18 protein-coding genes and 2 pseudogenes are annotated in these 16550 nt (G+C 38.2%); 12 read left to right on the top strand and 8 right to left on the bottom strand.

What is annotated here, in order from left to right:
- Position 1: 1 nt before the first annotated feature.
- From D0T84_RS13085 to D0T84_RS13095, 3 genes are read right to left on the bottom strand one after another with little or no spacing between them, the layout of a single operon-like run.
- A complete protein-coding gene (locus D0T84_RS13085; protein ID WP_046148736.1) occupies positions 2 to 1288 on the bottom strand; it encodes a nitrate/nitrite transporter in 1287 nt (428 codons plus the stop codon).
- Positions 1285 to 1854 carry a molybdenum cofactor guanylyltransferase gene (locus D0T84_RS13090; protein WP_002561306.1) on the bottom strand — a complete coding sequence of 190 codons (570 nt, stop codon included), beginning with the start codon at positions 1852 to 1854 and terminating at the stop codon, positions 1285 to 1287. The genes D0T84_RS13085 and D0T84_RS13090 overlap by 4 nt, the downstream gene beginning before the upstream one ends.
- 9 nt (positions 1855 to 1863) lie before the next feature.
- Positions 1864 to 2490 (bottom strand): hypothetical protein, encoded by a 627-nt coding sequence (locus D0T84_RS13095; RefSeq protein ID WP_002561307.1) that lies wholly within the window; start codon positions 2488 to 2490, stop codon positions 1864 to 1866.
- Between the two features lie 178 nt (positions 2491 to 2668).
- Here D0T84_RS13095 and D0T84_RS13100 point away from each other — a divergent pair, with 178 nt between their 5' ends.
- On the top strand, positions 2669 to 3361 hold the full coding sequence (locus D0T84_RS13100; protein WP_046148735.1) for a Crp/Fnr family transcriptional regulator: 693 nt from the start codon (positions 2669 to 2671) through the stop codon (positions 3359 to 3361).
- A gap of 65 nt (positions 3362 to 3426) precedes the next feature.
- Here D0T84_RS13100 and D0T84_RS13105 read toward each other — a convergent pair whose 3' ends face one another.
- The 4 genes from D0T84_RS13105 to D0T84_RS13120 form a co-directional block, all read right to left on the bottom strand.
- Positions 3427 to 4341, bottom strand: a complete 915-nt coding sequence (locus D0T84_RS13105) for a phospholipase A (protein WP_255495356.1) — start codon at positions 4339 to 4341, stop codon at positions 3427 to 3429.
- Between the two features lie 345 nt (positions 4342 to 4686).
- Positions 4687 to 5385 (bottom strand): SMUG2 DNA glycosylase family protein, encoded by a 699-nt coding sequence (locus tag D0T84_RS13110; RefSeq protein WP_002561310.1) that lies wholly within the window; start codon positions 5383 to 5385, stop codon positions 4687 to 4689.
- A 2-nt stretch (positions 5386 to 5387) separates the two neighbouring features.
- Complete coding sequence (locus D0T84_RS13115) at positions 5388 to 5897, bottom strand: pyridoxamine 5'-phosphate oxidase family protein (RefSeq protein WP_002561311.1); 510 nt, start codon at positions 5895 to 5897, stop codon at positions 5388 to 5390.
- Entirely contained in the window at positions 5894 to 6556 is a 663-nt protein-coding gene (locus tag D0T84_RS13120; RefSeq protein ID WP_163308321.1) for a Crp/Fnr family transcriptional regulator, read from the bottom strand. The genes D0T84_RS13115 and D0T84_RS13120 overlap by 4 nt, the downstream gene beginning before the upstream one ends.
- 112 nt (positions 6557 to 6668) lie before the next feature.
- On the opposite strand from D0T84_RS13120, the gene D0T84_RS13125 reads away from it, so the two are divergent.
- From D0T84_RS13125 to D0T84_RS13150, 6 genes are all read left to right on the top strand, one after another.
- Complete coding sequence (locus D0T84_RS13125) at positions 6669 to 7520, top strand: ATP-binding protein (RefSeq protein WP_002561313.1); 852 nt, start codon at positions 6669 to 6671, stop codon at positions 7518 to 7520.
- A gap of 26 nt (positions 7521 to 7546) precedes the next feature.
- Positions 7547 to 9178, top strand: a complete 1632-nt coding sequence (gene hcp / locus D0T84_RS13130; RefSeq protein ID WP_185155742.1) for a hydroxylamine reductase — start codon at positions 7547 to 7549, stop codon at positions 9176 to 9178.
- A 126-nt stretch (positions 9179 to 9304) separates the two neighbouring features.
- Positions 9305 to 10054, top strand: a complete 750-nt coding sequence (locus tag D0T84_RS13135; RefSeq protein ID WP_002561315.1) for an SDR family NAD(P)-dependent oxidoreductase — start codon at positions 9305 to 9307, stop codon at positions 10052 to 10054.
- Positions 10055 to 10072: 18 nt separating this feature from the next.
- Positions 10073 to 10399 (top strand): cupin domain-containing protein, encoded by a 327-nt coding sequence (locus D0T84_RS13140; RefSeq protein ID WP_002561316.1) that lies wholly within the window; start codon positions 10073 to 10075, stop codon positions 10397 to 10399.
- 29 nt (positions 10400 to 10428) lie between these two features.
- Complete coding sequence (locus D0T84_RS13145) at positions 10429 to 10959, top strand: DUF488 family protein (RefSeq protein WP_002561317.1); 531 nt, start codon at positions 10429 to 10431, stop codon at positions 10957 to 10959.
- A gap of 36 nt (positions 10960 to 10995) precedes the next feature.
- Positions 10996 to 11220, top strand: a complete 225-nt coding sequence (locus D0T84_RS13150) for a DUF2945 domain-containing protein (protein WP_002561318.1) — start codon at positions 10996 to 10998, stop codon at positions 11218 to 11220.
- 91 nt (positions 11221 to 11311) lie between these two features.
- Here the strand turns inward: D0T84_RS13150 and D0T84_RS13155 are convergent, their stop codons facing one another.
- A complete protein-coding gene (locus D0T84_RS13155; RefSeq protein WP_163308323.1) occupies positions 11312 to 11974 on the bottom strand; it encodes a Crp/Fnr family transcriptional regulator in 663 nt (220 codons plus the stop codon).
- Positions 11975 to 12110: 136 nt separating this feature from the next.
- Between D0T84_RS13155 and hcp (D0T84_RS13160) the strand changes: the two genes are divergently transcribed.
- From hcp (D0T84_RS13160) to D0T84_RS22580, 5 genes and pseudogenes are all read left to right on the top strand, one after another.
- Complete coding sequence (gene hcp, locus D0T84_RS13160) at positions 12111 to 13751, top strand: hydroxylamine reductase (protein ID WP_002561320.1); 1641 nt, start codon at positions 12111 to 12113, stop codon at positions 13749 to 13751.
- Between the two features lie 88 nt (positions 13752 to 13839).
- Positions 13840 to 14565 (top strand): iron-sulfur cluster repair di-iron protein, encoded by a 726-nt coding sequence (gene ric / locus D0T84_RS13165; RefSeq protein WP_002561321.1) that lies wholly within the window; start codon positions 13840 to 13842, stop codon positions 14563 to 14565.
- A 13-nt stretch (positions 14566 to 14578) separates the two neighbouring features.
- A pseudogene (locus tag D0T84_RS13170) lies at positions 14579 to 15517 on the top strand (NAD(P)/FAD-dependent oxidoreductase); the annotation flags it as partial.
- Between the two features lie 461 nt (positions 15518 to 15978).
- Positions 15979 to 16230, top strand: coding sequence for a helix-turn-helix domain-containing protein (locus D0T84_RS13175; protein ID WP_163308324.1), 252 nt, complete (start codon positions 15979 to 15981; stop codon positions 16228 to 16230).
- A 101-nt stretch (positions 16231 to 16331) separates the two neighbouring features.
- Positions 16332 to 16550, top strand: a pseudogene (locus D0T84_RS22580) (hypothetical protein); the annotation flags it as partial.

Here is a 16550-nt window from a genome sequence, read left to right on the forward strand (position 1 = left end):
GTTATTTTTTGTTCTTATTGCGAACAACCAATCCGAAATAGAGGATCAGTAGTACGATTATACTTAATACGGTAAAGGTGAAAAAGCCCCGGTAATAACCGGTGATTCCCATCACATCCACCACTTTTCCAAGTACGGGAGGAATAACAAATCCACCGAAAGCGCCCAGGCCTCCAACCCAGCCGGATGCCCCACCTACCGATTTGGATACATATACAGGAACCAGTTTCATAATGGCGGCATTATTCAGTCCGAACGCAACGGCAATGACCAGTGTGCAGATTCCGGACAATATCCAGTTACTCGAAAATGCCATGATGATGGAAACAGAGCCTAACAGTGCGATAGCAAACATACTGACTTTCAGCCCACCTATCCTGTCGGATATACTACCACCAGGAATACGCAATAAAGCAGCCAGACAAGCATATACCGCCGTGTAAAGACCTGCTTGGGTAGCCGACAAACCGTGTGTCTTCTGCCAGTATGTGGGAAGCCATGCCGTGAGGGCCATAAAGCCGCCGAAAGTAACGAAGTAGGCGATAACGAGTATCCATGTTTCAGGAATTTTAGCAGATATAATAAGGCTTTGCTTCATATTTCCTGCCGGAAAAAGCTCCTGTCCGGCTTCGGTTGCCATTTTCTTGCTCTCATCTTCGCTGAAACCTTTCGTCCGGTATTGGAAAAAATAAGCATTGCAACTGATAACGGCATACAAAATAGTGCCGAGAATCATAAACGCAGTCCATATATGATAAGCTGACACAAAGCCCACAGATTGCAATAAGACCGGAAGTATAAGTGCGAAAACACCGGCACCCAATGTGCCGAATCCCCCGAATATACCTAAGGCAAATCCCTGTTTATTTTTCGGATACCAGTAAGATGTCTGTCCCGCACCTACCGAAAAGGTTGCAACTCCGCATCCACTTAGGCATCCGAATAACAGAATAAGCCAATAAGTACCTTCCATATTGTCGGGATAATGGGTGGTAAGAAGCAAGCTGAGCCCGGCCAGCCCGATAACGGACAAAACCATGAGCCAAAGAAATGACTTTCGCCCTCCATTTTCATCTACCGATGCCCCGAATGGTATACGAAGCAATGAACCCGACAGGGTAGGTATGGCTACCAATAGCCCCAACATAGATGGGGAGAGCTCCATTACTTCGTTCAGTTTGGTGGCCGACGGGCCAAAGAGTGATATGGCTGCCGAACCGAAGAAAAATCCCAGGGTAGCAGCCGCCAGTCCGCGAGCCGGAGAACCTTTTATCTTTATCGCATTCATTTTATTGTGTTTTTATAGTCTTCTTGGCTATTGATATTTGCGAAAAAATGCTCCCACTGGTCAGGGATCGTTATCCTTCGCGTATTCTCCCGGTTAAAGATTTGTTTTATACGATATTGTTTTTTTTCGATCGCTTTTTCGATATCCGGTAATGCGTTTTTCGATACCAGTAAAGGGAATATTCCTATATTTTCAGCATGATTCCACCCGATTACGTTTTCACCCTTGCCTGCTGCCAGCATATGCATGATAATTTCATTTGTAATGAAAGGCATATCACAGGTTAATACCAGTATCCAGGGGGTAGAACTGTATAATAAAGCTGTATATATTCCCCCCAAAGGACCTGTTTCGCTTATTTTATCTTCTAATACAGCGACGCCAAAGCTTTCGTATTCAGGATAAGAGCCTGATATAACTACTTCTTTCGCATAGGGCTGAAGTAATGCGGTAATATGCTTTAGAAAAGTCTCATCTCCATATTTGCTTAGGGCTTTGTTAGAGCCGAAACGGGAGCTTTTCCCTCCTGCCAGCACTACACCGGTGATTTCGTCGGGATGTAGCATGATACAAATTTATAATAACACATTTAGAACGATAGACACAAAAAGGAAGGGTATAGCCAACCGGCCTGTCCATTTTGTATAGTCGAAACTCAGGGGAACACACCGAACCAGATAAGCGGCGCCTACAAGCATTATACCCTGTATCAGTGAACGCCATCCCCACTGGAAAAACAATCCCGCGTCGTAAGGTTTATGTACGCTTGGATTGTAAGTAATAAAAGCATCCATAAATAGCTGCCATCCCCGGAAGATAAAAATAGAGGCCAGTACCATGATAAATGCTACGGGAATTCCTATCTTCCATAATGCTTCTCTTTTCTTTGCATATATACAAAATCCCCACGTTACCAACCCCTCCAGAAAGATGGCCACGGCAGGATTTGTTACATGATAAACAGGCACAGCGGGCAGCATAAACAGGTTGACTAATTTTACCATTGCCGCTACTCCTGCCACTTTCACGACAGAAGACATCTGCCCGGTCTGTTTGACAGCCATCATCATGCACATCAGTCCGAAAGGATAAAGTACCAGCACTTCACCCTTGAAATGGATAAGGTGAAGCAACCACCCGAGGGTAGCTTCGAGTATGCCCCACAAAGCGCCCCAGAAGATAATTGTTTTCAGGTTATTCATGTTTTTTCAATATTAGGCGAATACATATTTGCAAATTTAGTATATACCATTGGTGAAATAGGTGTTCTTAATTACATACCATCTATTTAAAACATCAATTAACGTTAAAAGTTTATAGTTGATAAAATTGTGTGTTCTCTATTTTATTCTCTATTTTTGTATATCAGTAGATAGAAGTATGGAACGAATTGTTTTTACGGCAAAACATGAAGAACTGCTGTTGCAGATTCCTTTGTTTAAGGATTTATCCCCCAAAGTACAACACTCTTTGCTGGAAAGATTAGATTGTGCCGTTTACAACATAAAGAAGAACGATATTATAGCCAGGCAAGATTCTCCCTGCCGGGAATTAATGGTTTTACTGGAAGGAAAATTGAAAGTGGATATTATAGATGCCCTATGTAATGAGGTACTGATTGAGCATATAATAGCCCCGCGCGCATTTGCTACTCCTCACTTATTTAAGGCTGATACTACGCTTCCGGCTACTTTCAAAGCAACGGAGGATGGGGTGTTGCTGAAAGCTACTAAAGATTCCGTCTTCAAACTTATCAGTGAGTTTCCAGATTTACTGAAAAGTTTTTTGTGTGTTGCTGGAAACTGTAATAAGTGCACTGTTTTGCGTTTGCGGGCATTGTCGTATAAAAATATACGCAGTCGTTTTGTTGCTTATCTTTTCGAACAAAAACTGGTCGATAATAATATTGTCCATATTGATCATAATCAGGCTCAACTGGCGGATTATATATGTGTTACCCGCCCTGCCTTGACAAAAGAAATCAGTAAAATGGCCAAAGAAGGGCTTATTCTTATGAAAGGAAAAACAGTGGAACTGTTAAATATCCCGGAATTAAGAAAAGCTATTTTATAATAATATAAAGCAGAACCTATGGAGTTTCCATAGTAACTTCAGAAGATATTTGAACTTGCTTTAAATTAATATGCGCTAAAGAAATCTGGCTTTATAGTAAATCCTATTCTGATTTGGTTTGTATACTCCTTGTAGTTCAACAAACCCTCTCCATAACCGGCATAGTAATCCAAAGTTAGATATTGGTTTGAGTTCTTGGATACCCGAAATGATAAAGATGTATGGATATTAGGATTTATAATCTTATCACGTGGAACTATCTCAAGACTGAACCACCATAAATTTTTCTTATCAATATAATTGATTGAAAAATTACCATAGCCTTTATATCTCAGCATATCTTTATTATGTTCCCCATCTACATATGGTAAATAAGCTTGTGCTTTAGCAGACAATCGCATGTTGTAAAAATATTTAATCGATACATTTATATAGTTCCAGCTTCGTGAATCCAAATCTGCCTTTCCATTTGATTCATGTTCGAGTGAAAGCATTACCGCTCCCTTTAGTTTGTTATTCCTTATTACATATCTGCCTATCCCAATACCCGGATTATAATTTGTATCATGAAAAGGGCTTGATTCATCATAAATATCCCAAAATGATTTCTGAGAATAGGTTATATATAGAAATGAATTAAAAGGAAGAACACTTTTGGTGACCCTGTGACGAATACTGAACTGAAAAAAAGTATCTGCAGTTTTTCGGTTTACAGGTTTGTTCAAAGGTATTCCGGTTACCATATAATTATCCTTATATACTGCAAAAGCAGTTTGTTTATCCAATACAGATCTTACAAGGTTTTCTGTGACTTCAATAGGTTTATGCTTCAGAATATTTACCGATTGCATTTCGGCTAAATAGTCATTTCGTAACGAAAGGCTATCTACATGCAAGATTGTATTCTCTTGTGAATAAGCAGATGTGCCCTGAATAATAAGGATAAAGAATATCAATGTACTATAATTCATTACTTTCATGTCTGAAAAATAAAGAGTGAAAAAAAATGTTTCATAATAAATTAAGAAGGTTTCGATCTTACTTCTGAGAACAATAATATCCAATGGAAATATGGTACAAAGGAAATTATTATTTTCCATAGAAACAAATTTCCACGGGAAAATAAAATAAATATTTGATTTACTACTATACTTGGTTCAAAGAAAGTATATTTAAGTAGCTGCTCGCACTTGATTTTTCATTATCAGGCTGTCGCCTGCTTTTATGCACTTCGAAGTATAGAGTGCCGACTTGTATGAACACATGAAGTATCCAATAATGTGTATACAGTATCTCAAGCGGAGATTAGAAATGTAACCTTAAAACTACACAATGGAGTTATTTAGAGTCAGAATATACTTATCAATATAGAATTGTTTATCTTTTGATTTGTATTGTTGTATATACCGTGGGTGTTCAAGAACGGTTATACGTCCAAATAAATTCGCTTTTTTATTCATTTCTGAAATATATGTAGCATTCATTTTTCCCAATACAAACACTTCGCTACAGTCTATCCCGATAGTAATTTGTTTTTTCAATGAAGTAATCATAAACTCTTCCGTCATTCTTAACAGTGAAGTATCGTCATAATAATTGGCATTAACCCATTTCCCTACTTCTTTTTCGCGGACAATAGCCAAAGGGAAAGGTGAATTTATAAAAAAATCTTGATAAAAGAGCTCAGCCCCACCATATTGGGCAATCATATCATAGACGAATACAGACGATATTTCGTGCGTTTGTGCCGATTGCATTCGGATACCACAAACATTTTCCAAATGTTTTGTATCAGTAAAAGGAATACCGGTAATCCCTGCCCCATGCCTACCTGGATTGATACCTATAATAAACTTGCGCTGCCGGGAATCGGTGTAGTATTTGCGATAAAACTGTTCCATTACTTTTACTGCTTCCGGGTTATCACAAAAAGGATTTACTACCCTAAATCCAGCTGGTAATTCTCCGATGTACGCTAAATTCTTGTTGTACTCAATAATATTATCTGCAAATGTTTCTATCACAATTATTCCTTTATTCTTTTTGTCTTTCCTGATACTTCTATTATATCAAGCCGTATGATATTTGTCCGGTGGAATGATTTCTCGGCATATTTCATTCCTATTTCTTTATTATTGGGTGAATACTTATCTAAAATCAGCAATAAGGCTTTCATGCATTCTTTTTCCGTTAACTCCATGAATACGATACCCCGAACAACAATACTTTCGTAGGCTGTGGTAAATTTGTGCGATATTACTTTTGTATGACCAATTACAGAAAATGAAACTTTGGGATTTTCTTTCAGGCAATCCAATTTATACCCTTCAGGCGCACAATGAAAATAGATTGAATGATTACCATCCCAGACATAGTTAAGCGGAATGCCATACCCTCCTATTTCTTTATCAACACTTTCAACCATTGAAAGTACTCCATACTCGCCTGTACGCAAGAGCTCAATGGATCCGGATTCATCCAGTAGTCGGTCTTGCCTGCGTACACCTTCATTATTTAACTTTACTTTATTTTTCATCCCAATAACTCTTTCAGATCATTGTACTTTAAAATTTTTCCTTTGCCGGCTTCAAATTCTATAATACCATCGTGCGCCATTTCAGATATAGCTCTTGAAAGAGAAGGACGTTCTACCCCAAAATACTCGGCAAGTGATGCAATGCTCCGCCCTAACTCAAATGTTCCACTTTGGTCACGTTGTAGAATATAATAGGCAATTTTAGTCTTAATTCCTTTTTGTGAGAATATTTTCAGCCTTTCCGACAGGAATTGCACCCGGTTGGCTATAAAAGCCATAAATCCCCTTAAGAATCCGGGGCATTTAGCCATCTGTTTTTCAATAGAAGACTTACTGATTAGTATCACTTCACAATCCTCCATTGCGGTAACCTCCACCGGAAAGCGGTTATTGTCTGCAAAAATAAAAGCCGCAGCTAACGGATAAGGAGCTGTAATTTCTTCCACAGAGACGGTAAGTCCCGACTGGGAAATAATTTCCGTCTTTACCTTCCCTCTCGTTAGCATATACAAGTCGGATATGCGATCGCCCTGCGAAGCAATCAGCTCTCCTCTTTTATAGTTTTTGACTTTATGGTCGATTGTACATCTTATTTTCTCAATCTCTTCGGGAGATTTCTCCCGACATAGGGTACAGAAAAATAGTAAGTCGGCATTCATACATTCTATTTTCCGCAAAGTTACACATAATAAATTTCACAAGCGTAACGAATGTTACGCTTTTTATTTTCGCAGTACTGTATGTTTGCAAAAGGATAATTGAGGAAGGTTAATGAAAAGAACAGTTATAAAGATAGATGAAGAATTGTGTAATGGCTGCGGAATTTGTGTCAATGGTTGCCATGAAGGAGCATTACAACTTATTGATGGTAAGGCTCGAATGATTAGCGATTTGTATTGCGATGGTCTGGGAGCTTGTATCGGAGACTGTCCTGTGGGAGCAATAGACTTTGAAGAACGTGAAGCTGAGCCTTACGATGAAATTGCAGTTATGGAAAGGCTTGTTCCCAAAGGAGAAAAAACAATCCGGGCTCATCTGCTTCATTTGAAAGAGCATAATGAAACAGCACTTTTGGCTCAAGGCCTTCGTTACCTGGAAGAACATAACATAGAAATAGATATGGATATAGAGAATAATAATGAACAAAACTCAGACTGTGGGCAAGCCTTCTCGGCCTGTCCAGGAAGCAGGGAGATGTCTTTCGCTCCGGTAAAACCGGTAGTACCAATCGGCAGCACCCCTTCGCAGTTACGTCAATGGCCGGTTCAACTTCATTTACTGAATCCGCAGGCGGGATATTTCCGGGGTGCTGATGTGGTGCTGGCTGCCGACTGTACAGCTTATGCTTATGGTGGCTTCCATGACCGTTTCTTAAGAAATCGCATATTGGCTATTGCCTGCCCGAAACTTGACAGCAACAAAGAAGTGTATGTATCGAAAATTGCCGATATGATAGACGGGGCACAGATTAATACACTGACAGTTGTTATTATGGAAGTTCCCTGCTGTGGTGGGTTATTACAATTAGTTAAAATGGCTCTGGAACAGGCTTCAAACAAAGTACCTGTTAAAAAGGTTGTTATAGGTATAGAAGGAGAAATAGTAGAAGATAACTGGATATAAACAATTAAAATCAAAGAAAGATGAACATGTTTTGCTATCAATGTCAGGAAACAGCACAGAACAAAGGTTGTACTGTGAAAGGAGTATGCGGAAAGACTTCCGATGTGGCTAACTTACAGGATTTATTGATATTCCTGTTAAAGGGTATTTCCCGTTATACGGTAGAAATGCGAAAGAAAGGAATTGAGGTATCGGCAGAGACCAATCACTTTGTGATGGAGTCGCTCTTTATGACGATTACCAATGCCAACTTCGACAAGGAACGTTTTGTAACTCGTATTCAGGAAGCTATCGCTTTACGCGATAAGCTTGCGGCAGAGGCAGGAAATATCACTGCCGATTGCGATTGTATGACCTGGAGAGGGAACTCTTTGGATGAAATGGAGGCGAAAGCTGCTACAGTCGGCGTACTTAAAACAGAAAACGAAGATGTACGCTCTTTACGTGAATTGCTCACATATGGATTAAAAGGGATGGCTGCATACGCAGAACATGCCGTAAATCTGGGCTTTGATGATGAAGAAATTCAAGCCTTTATGCAAGAAGCATTGGTTGCTACCACTCAAGAACTTTCTGCCGATGAATTAACAGCATTAGTTTTGAAATGCGGAGAATACGGTGTGAAAACAATGGCGCTGCTCGATAAAGCAAATACATCAACTTATGGCAATCCGGAAATAACAAAGGTAAATATAGGTGTACGTAATAATCCTGCCATATTGATATCCGGACACGATCTGCGCGATATGCAAGACCTGTTGGAACAGACCGAAGGTACCGGTGTCGATGTGTATACCCACAGCGAAATGCTTCCGGCACATTACTATCCGGCATTTAAGAAATACAAGCACTTCGCAGGTAACTATGGTAGTGCCTGGTGGCGTCAGAATGAAGATTTCGAATTATTCAACGGTGTTATCTTGTTTACAACCAACTGTATTGTTCCGCCCCGTTCCACTTCCACTTATTCAGACAGGGTTTATACTACAGGAGCTTCCGGCTTCAGTGGATTCACACACATTGAAGACCGCAAAAACGGACAAGCGAAAGACTTTTCAAAACTGATCGAACACGCTAAACAATGCAAAGCCCCTACTGAAATCGAGACAGGAGAAATCATCGGAGGTTTTGCCCATGAACAGGTATTCGCACTGGCCGATAAGGTAGTCGATGCTGTAAAATCAGGCGCTATCCGTAAGTTCTTCGTGATGGCAGGTTGCGACGGACGTATGAAGAGCCGCAGCTACTATACAGAATTTGCTGAGATTCTTCCGAAAGATACGGTAATCCTTACCGCAGGATGTGCTAAATATCGTTATAACAAATTGCCATTGGGTGATATAGGCGGCATCCCACGTGTACTGGATGCCGGACAATGTAATGATAGTTATTCGCTTGCGCTGATCGCCTTGAAACTGAAAGAAGTGTTCGAACTGAATGATGTAAATGAGTTGCCGATAGCTTATAATATTGCCTGGTATGAACAGAAAGCGGTTATCGTTCTTCTGGCTCTGCTTTCTTTAGGTGTGAAAAATATCCACTTAGGACCTACACTTCCTGCATTCCTTTCACCGAATGTGGCGAAGGTACTAATCGATAATTTTGGTATTGGAGGAATTACCACGCCGGATGAGGATATGAAGATGTTTTTAGGATAATCTGTTAAATACCCTATAGTTGAAGAATCCTCCTGAAGTCTTTCCTTTTGGAGGGTTTTTCTTCAATAAGATAAACTAATATTTGGTGGACTGTGTTATCTAATAAAGAACTAAAAAGATACGGATATGAAAAAGAATGATTTTGAAAATAAAGTAGTCTTAGTTACCGGAGGAACCGGTGGTATTGGGTTAGCAACGGTTAAAGAGTTTATGAAAGAAAATGCTTTTGTCTATTTTACGGATATAAATGCGGAAAAGGGACAACAAACAGAAAAGCATTTAGGGAATAATGTTACATTTATCAAACATGATGTTGCCAGTGAAGAAGATTGGAAAAATGTAATAGGTAGAATTGAAAAAGAACATGGCAAGCTGGATGTATTGGTAAATGTGGCAGGGATATCCTTGTACAAACCTTTTGGAAAAATGTCTTTAGAGGAATATATGAGGGTAGTTAATATCAATCAAGTAAGTGTTTTTCTGGGGCAAAAATATACGTTGGAATTGCTAAAGAAGGGGGATAATCCCGCGATTATCAATATTGCCTCGATTGCTGGACTGGAAGGAAGCCGTGACGGAGCTGCCTATCACAGTTCAAAAGCAGCCGTAATTTCCCTTACCGAATGTGCAGCTTTAGAGTTTGCCGATTTTGGAATAAGGGTAAATTCTATTTCTCCCGGGGCCGTATTGACCGATATGGTATTGAATAATGAAGAGTATAGAGATGCGATAAACAAAATGATAGAAGCAGTTCCGTTGAAGAAAATTGCTAATTCGGAGGACATTGCAAAAGCGATATCATTTCTGGCATCCAGTTATGCACCGGTTATTACCGGCACCAATCTGATTATTGACGGAGGTTCAACAAAAGTCTAATGATAAATAAGTATAATTATGAGCGAATTATTTGAAAAAGGAGCCATTCTGAATATGGCAGAAATGGTTGAATACTCCGCAGGTGGAGTTATCAGCAAACAAGTCTTGAAGAACGATGTGGGAAATATAACCCTTTTTTCATTCGATAAGGGGCAGGGACTGAGTGAACATACGGCTCCGTTTGATGCCGTAGTAGAAATATTGGACGGAGAGGCTGAAATTACAATAGCCGGCAAACCCTTATTACTCACTACAGGCCAAACCGTTATTATGCCGGCTAATGTTCCGCACGCACTCTTTGCCAAGCAGCAATTTAAGATGTTGCTCACGATGATTAAAGGATAAAGACACATAGATATTCCGGTACCGAGATTATGGGAACATCCAGAGAACATATTATTTACACAATTGGTCATTCTACCCATAGTATAGATGAATTTATTGCTATGCTGCAATCATTTGGAATAAAGCAATTGGTGGATGTACGGAGCCTTCCGGGTTCAACTAAGTTCCCTCAATTTAATAAAGAGAATCTGGAAATTCTATTGCCGGAGACAGGAATAAGGTATATATACATGAAAGAATTAGGCGGACGGCGAAAAGTCCGCCCTAATTCAAAAAACATACGATGGAAGAATATTTCATTTCGTGGATATGCCGATTATATGGAAACAGAAGCTTTTGCGGAGGCTATTGGTAAACTGGAAAAGATTGCCTTACAAGCTCCGACTGTATATATGTGTGCCGAGGCAGTCTGGTGGCGCTGTCATCGTTCTATGGTGTCTGATTTTCTAAAAGCAAAAGGTTGGAAAGTAATGCACATCATGGGCGTTAATAAAGCTCAGGAACATACTTACACATCTCCGGCAAATGTTGTCGGATCGCGTGTTTCCTATGAGGATTGAATTATTTGGCTTAAACTCTCTATACAAAAATAAGATATGGATAAAACATTTAAAATAGGCGATCACGTAAGTTGGAATTCTGAGGCAGGCAGAGTGTCGGGTAAAATCATAAAAATACACACGTCTGCTTTCGATTATAAGGGTTACAGACATCATGCTACGGAAGATGATCCACAATATGAAATAAAAAGCGATATATCTGACCACATTGCAGTACATAAAGGTTCGGCCTTGACGAGGGTATTCCCACTTTTACTTTGAATTATCCATATGGCAGTATCTTAGATAGTATATTGAAAGAACATGTGGAAAACAGGCCTTGTTTCCACCAATACAATATATAAATTATTTTTTAAAACATATTTTTCAGTGCATTACGATCAATAATCTTCCCTTTTACCTCTTTAAATTCAATAATTCCGTCATGTACCATTCCTGATATAGCTCGTGATAGAGAGGACCTGTCAACTCTGAAAAATTTAGCAAGAGAGGTAATGCTTTGGCCTAATTCAAATTCGTCACCTTTAGCACGTCGAAAAAGATAAAAAGCTACTTTTGTTTTTATTCCTTTCAGTGAAAAAATCTTCAATCTTTCTGATAAAAATAGTGCACGGTCAGAAGTGAAGGCCATAAACCCACGAAGAAAATAAGGGCATTTAGCCATCTGTTTTTCTATTGAGTCTTTCGTTATTAGAATTATTTCAGAATCTTCTAAGGCTATAACATCCACGGGGAAATGGTTATTCCTTGAGAACAAAAAAATTGCAGCTAATGGATGAGGTGCACTAATCTCATCTATCTGTAAAGTTATCCCCGGATCAGAAACGACTTCTGATTTAACCTTACCTTTGGCTAGCATATATAGAAAGTCCACCCTGTCGCCCTGATATGCAACATGCTCTCCTTTTTTGTAGCTCTTTACGGTATGAGGTATCGTACAAGCTCTTGATAAAATTTCTTCAGGTGATTTCCTTTCACACACATTACAGAAAAAAAATAACTCTACATTTTCCATTGACTTAATCTTTATTGCAAAAGTAGATAAAATATCTTCATCACCCGTGATAAATGTCACAGATTTAAATAATCAAAGGCTTTATGTTTGCAATAAAAGAAAAAAGTATCAACAACTTAAACAGTAAATAATGAGTATGTTTTGTTTTCAATGTCAGGAAACTGCCCGTAATGAGGGCTGTACAGTAAGAGGTGTTTGTGGAAAGACACCGGATGTAGCTAATCTTCAGGATTTGCAGCTATTTCTATTACGAGGGATTTCGTATTATGCAATCCAGATGCGTAAAGTTGGGATAGAAGTGCCAGTTGAAGTCGGCCGTTTTATTGTAGAATCACTGTTTATGACTATCACTAATGCCAACTTCGATAGAACACGTTTCATTAAACGTACATATGAGGCTATTACTTTAAGAAACTCACTGGCTGCACAACTGGGAGCTGATGTCGTTGATTGCCTAAATAAAGACTGTGCTACTTGGCAATGCGATAGTGAAGATGAAATAGAAGCCAAAGCAGCTACAATAGGTGTCCTTCGTACAAAAAATGAGGATATCCGTTCGTTACGAGAAATGCTGACCTATGGATTAAAAGGTATGGCTGCTTATACTGAGCACGCATTTAATCTTGGCTATGAAGACAATGATATTTATGTCTTTATGCAAGAGGCATTAGTAGCTACTAACCAAGATCTTTCTATAGAAGAATTAACTACACTTGTACTAAGATGTGGAGAATACGGCGTAAAAGCAATGGCTTTACTCGATAAAGCCAACACATCAACCTATGGTAATCCTGAAATAACAAAAGTAAATATTGGAGTACGCAATAATCCTGCCATTTTGATTTCGGGACATGATCTACGAGATATGCATGACCTGTTGGAGCAGACCGAGGGTACAGGTGTAGATGTATATACTCATAGTGAAATGCTACCTGCAAACTATTATCCTGTATTTAAGAAATATAGTCATTTTGTAGGAAACTATGGTAATGCTTGGTGGAAACAAAATGAAGAATTTGAAACATTCAACGGTGTAATCCTTTTCACTACAAACTGTATCGTACCGCCTCGTCCAAATGCTACTTATGTCGATAGGGTTTATACAACCGGAACAACAGGGTTTAGTGGATTTACTCATATCGAAGACCGTAAAGATGGTCAAGCGAAAGATTTTTCGATACTAATTGAGCATGCTAAACGCTGTAAAGCTCCTACCGAAATCGAGACTGGTGAAATTGTTGGAGGATTTGCACATGAGCAAGTATTTGCACTTGCTGATAAAGTAGTAGATGCAGTTAAGTCGGGTGCTATTCGTAAGTTTTTTGTGATGGGTGGTTGTGACGGACGGGCAAAAAGTCGTAATTATTATACCGAGTTTGCGGAGAAACTACCGAAGGATACAGTTATTCTTACAGCTGGTTGTGCAAAATACAAATACAATAAATTACCGTTGGGTGATATTGGTGGAATTCCTCGTGTATTGGATGCTGGACAGTGTAATGATAGTTATTCAGTGGTATTGATCGCCTTGAAATTAAAAGAAGTCTTTGGACTAGATGATATAAATGAACTACCAATAGCTTACAACATAGCTTGGTACGAACAAAAAGCAGTAATCGTCCTATTGGCTCTCCTTTCACTCGGTGTTAAGAATATTCATACAGGACCTACAATACCCGCATTCTTCTCACCTAATATACTAAAAGTACTGGCTGATAACTTTGGTCTTAGCACTATTACCACAGTAGATGAAGATATGAAGATATTCTTGGCATAAATCTATCTAAACTATAACTCTGTGGTAATTATAATTCCATATTGTTAATTCAGGAGAGATAAAGTAATATATAAAAAAGTTGTATAAAATGAACAAGAATTATAAAGATATGACTGTCGGTCAAATAGTGGCCGACAAGTTTGATAACTCTAAAGTATTTAATGATTTTGGAATAGATTTCTGCTGTAGAGGCGATGTTTCACTATCTAACGCATGTAATGCACAAGGAATAGATATAAAAGATGTATTAAAAAAATTAGGGGAAACAGAACCTTTTGTAGATAAAACAATGGACTTTAAGACTTGGGATATAGACCTCTTAGTTGACTTTATTATAAAACACCATCATCGTTATATCCGAAAGAATGGAAGAGGAATACAAGAATTGTTGAATAAGGTCTGTGACGTTCACGGAAATAAATACAATTCGCTGTATGAAGTGAAGGCTCTTTTCGACGCCTCTTTGACGGATCTTAATGAACATCTTAATAAAGAAGAGCAAATACTATTCCCTTATATATACGAGATGCATGAAGCATATTCTTCACGGAAACCATTGCCTTTTTTCCACTGTGGAGGTGTAGAACAGCCAATTGCAGTAATGATGAGTGAGCATGATACCGAAGGTAGCCGTTTTCGTGAGATATCAAGATTGACAAATACATATTTAGCTCCAGACGATGCTTGCGAAAGTTACAGATTGGTGTTGAACCAATTGAATGAGTTTGAAGAAAATCTGCATCATCATATTCATTTGGAAAATAATATTGTATTTCCGGCTGCAATACAAATACAATTATCTTTCAATTTTTAGTTTAATATAGACTATGGGATTCAATATACCAAAGACTGATAAAAAAAGAGTAATTATTGTAGGGGGTGGTTTTGGAGGACTCAAACTAGCCAATAAACTAAAGAATTCATATTTCCAGATTGTTTTGGTAGATAAAAATAATTACCATCAGTTTTTACCTCTTATATATCAGGTTGCATCGGCTGGGATTAATCAATCAGCAATATCTTTTCCTTTCCGAAAAATAATTCAGGGAAGGAAAGATATTCATTTTCGTATGGCTGAAGTAAGAGCTGTTTTTCCCGAAAAGAACATGATTTTGACTTCGATAGGTAAGATAGAATATGATTATATTGTTTTTGCAGCAGGTACAATAACAAATTATTTTGGTAACAAAACAATCGAAGCAGAGGCTATACCGATGAAAAACGTATCGGAAGCGATGGGTTTACGAAATACTTTGCTTTCTAATTTTGAAAGATCGATTACTTGTACCACAGAAGAAGAAAGACAAGAACTTCTCAATATTGTTATTGTTGGGGCGGGAGCTACCGGGGTAGAAATTGCAGGTGCCATTGCCGAGATGAAGAAATTAGTGATACCTAAAGATTATCCAGAAATGGATAATAAGGTGTTGAACATATATCTTATTGAGGCTGGAGATCGGGTATTATCGGGTATGTCAAAAGAATCATCAGCCGCTTCTGAAAAATTCTTGCGTAAGATGGGAGTAAATATTATACTCAACAAAAAAGTAATAGCTTACGAGGATCGTAAAGTTATATTAGAAGACGGAACTAAAATTTCAACACGTTCCTTTATATGGGTCAGTGGAGTAAGTGCAGTTCCTATTGATAATCTTGAAAAATCAATATTAGGGAGAGGAGGAAGAATACAAGTAGATGAATATAACAGAGTAAAAGGTTTTAACAACATATATGCTATTGGCGACCAATGTCTTCAAACCACAGATATTTCCCTGTGATACTTGGCTTCGGAACGCCTTTATTCTCCGATAATCCGAAAGAATCCGAATGGCGTGTAAAAAACAATGTAAGCTATCAAAATGGGATTACCCAAACGATATATACAAAGTAACTAAGTATTGCCGGTTTCAACATTAAACCTTACAACCTCTAAGGTTTAACCTTGCGAAAACGCCTATATAGTGGCTGCAAAACACCTGAGTTGCACCTGACACAGGTATTTCTTGTTTTATGGTTATCCAAACACATTTTTAGCCTATTTCGAGTAAAAATACCCTTCTCTATCAACAATTACCGAGTATTATATCTGATTTCTCATTTTTTCTCACTGTAAATCAGTCAAATAAGAATTTTTTTAATAAAAATAGTACCTGACTCAGGTATAACCTATGAAATCCGTTTCTTTTTACTGCCGACCTTTGCACTGTAACATTTTTCTAAGGTCATTATGGATAATAAAAAAAGTTTCGAGGAATGGATGCAAATCCTATTAGGACGCTTTGACAAGATAGACAAAACGCTTGATAGAATGAACAAGCTCAAAGAGTGTTTTGATGGTGATGCGCTGCTTGACAATCACGATCTGTGTAAACTCCTTGGAGTTACAAAAAGAACGATTGCCCGGTATCGGCAAAAGAAGCTGCTTCCATATTATACCTACGATGACGGAAGAGTGTATTATAACAATAGTTCGTTATAAATAGATATAATTGATTGATTTTCAACAAAATAAGCATTAAATAACTTGGATAGTTCGCTGATTATCAATATCTTAGTAGATTGACCAAAATCTATAAAGTAATGACAACCAACGAATATCCAAATGCTAATGCATTTATACTTAATACTTTAAGTTCAGATATTTTTTCAAATATCAAGCAGACAAGAAAAAATTTTATATTCCACCTGCTAATGTTTTATTTAGGCATTAAAGGTAAAATAAATTTCTTGCAACTTGCTCGTTTTTCCCGGTACTGTGAACAATATTTTAGAATAAATTTCGAGAATATATTCAATTTT

This window comes from Dysgonomonas sp. 521, assembly GCF_010501055.1.
Classification (GTDB): Bacteria; Bacteroidota; Bacteroidia; order Bacteroidales; family Dysgonomonadaceae; genus Dysgonomonas.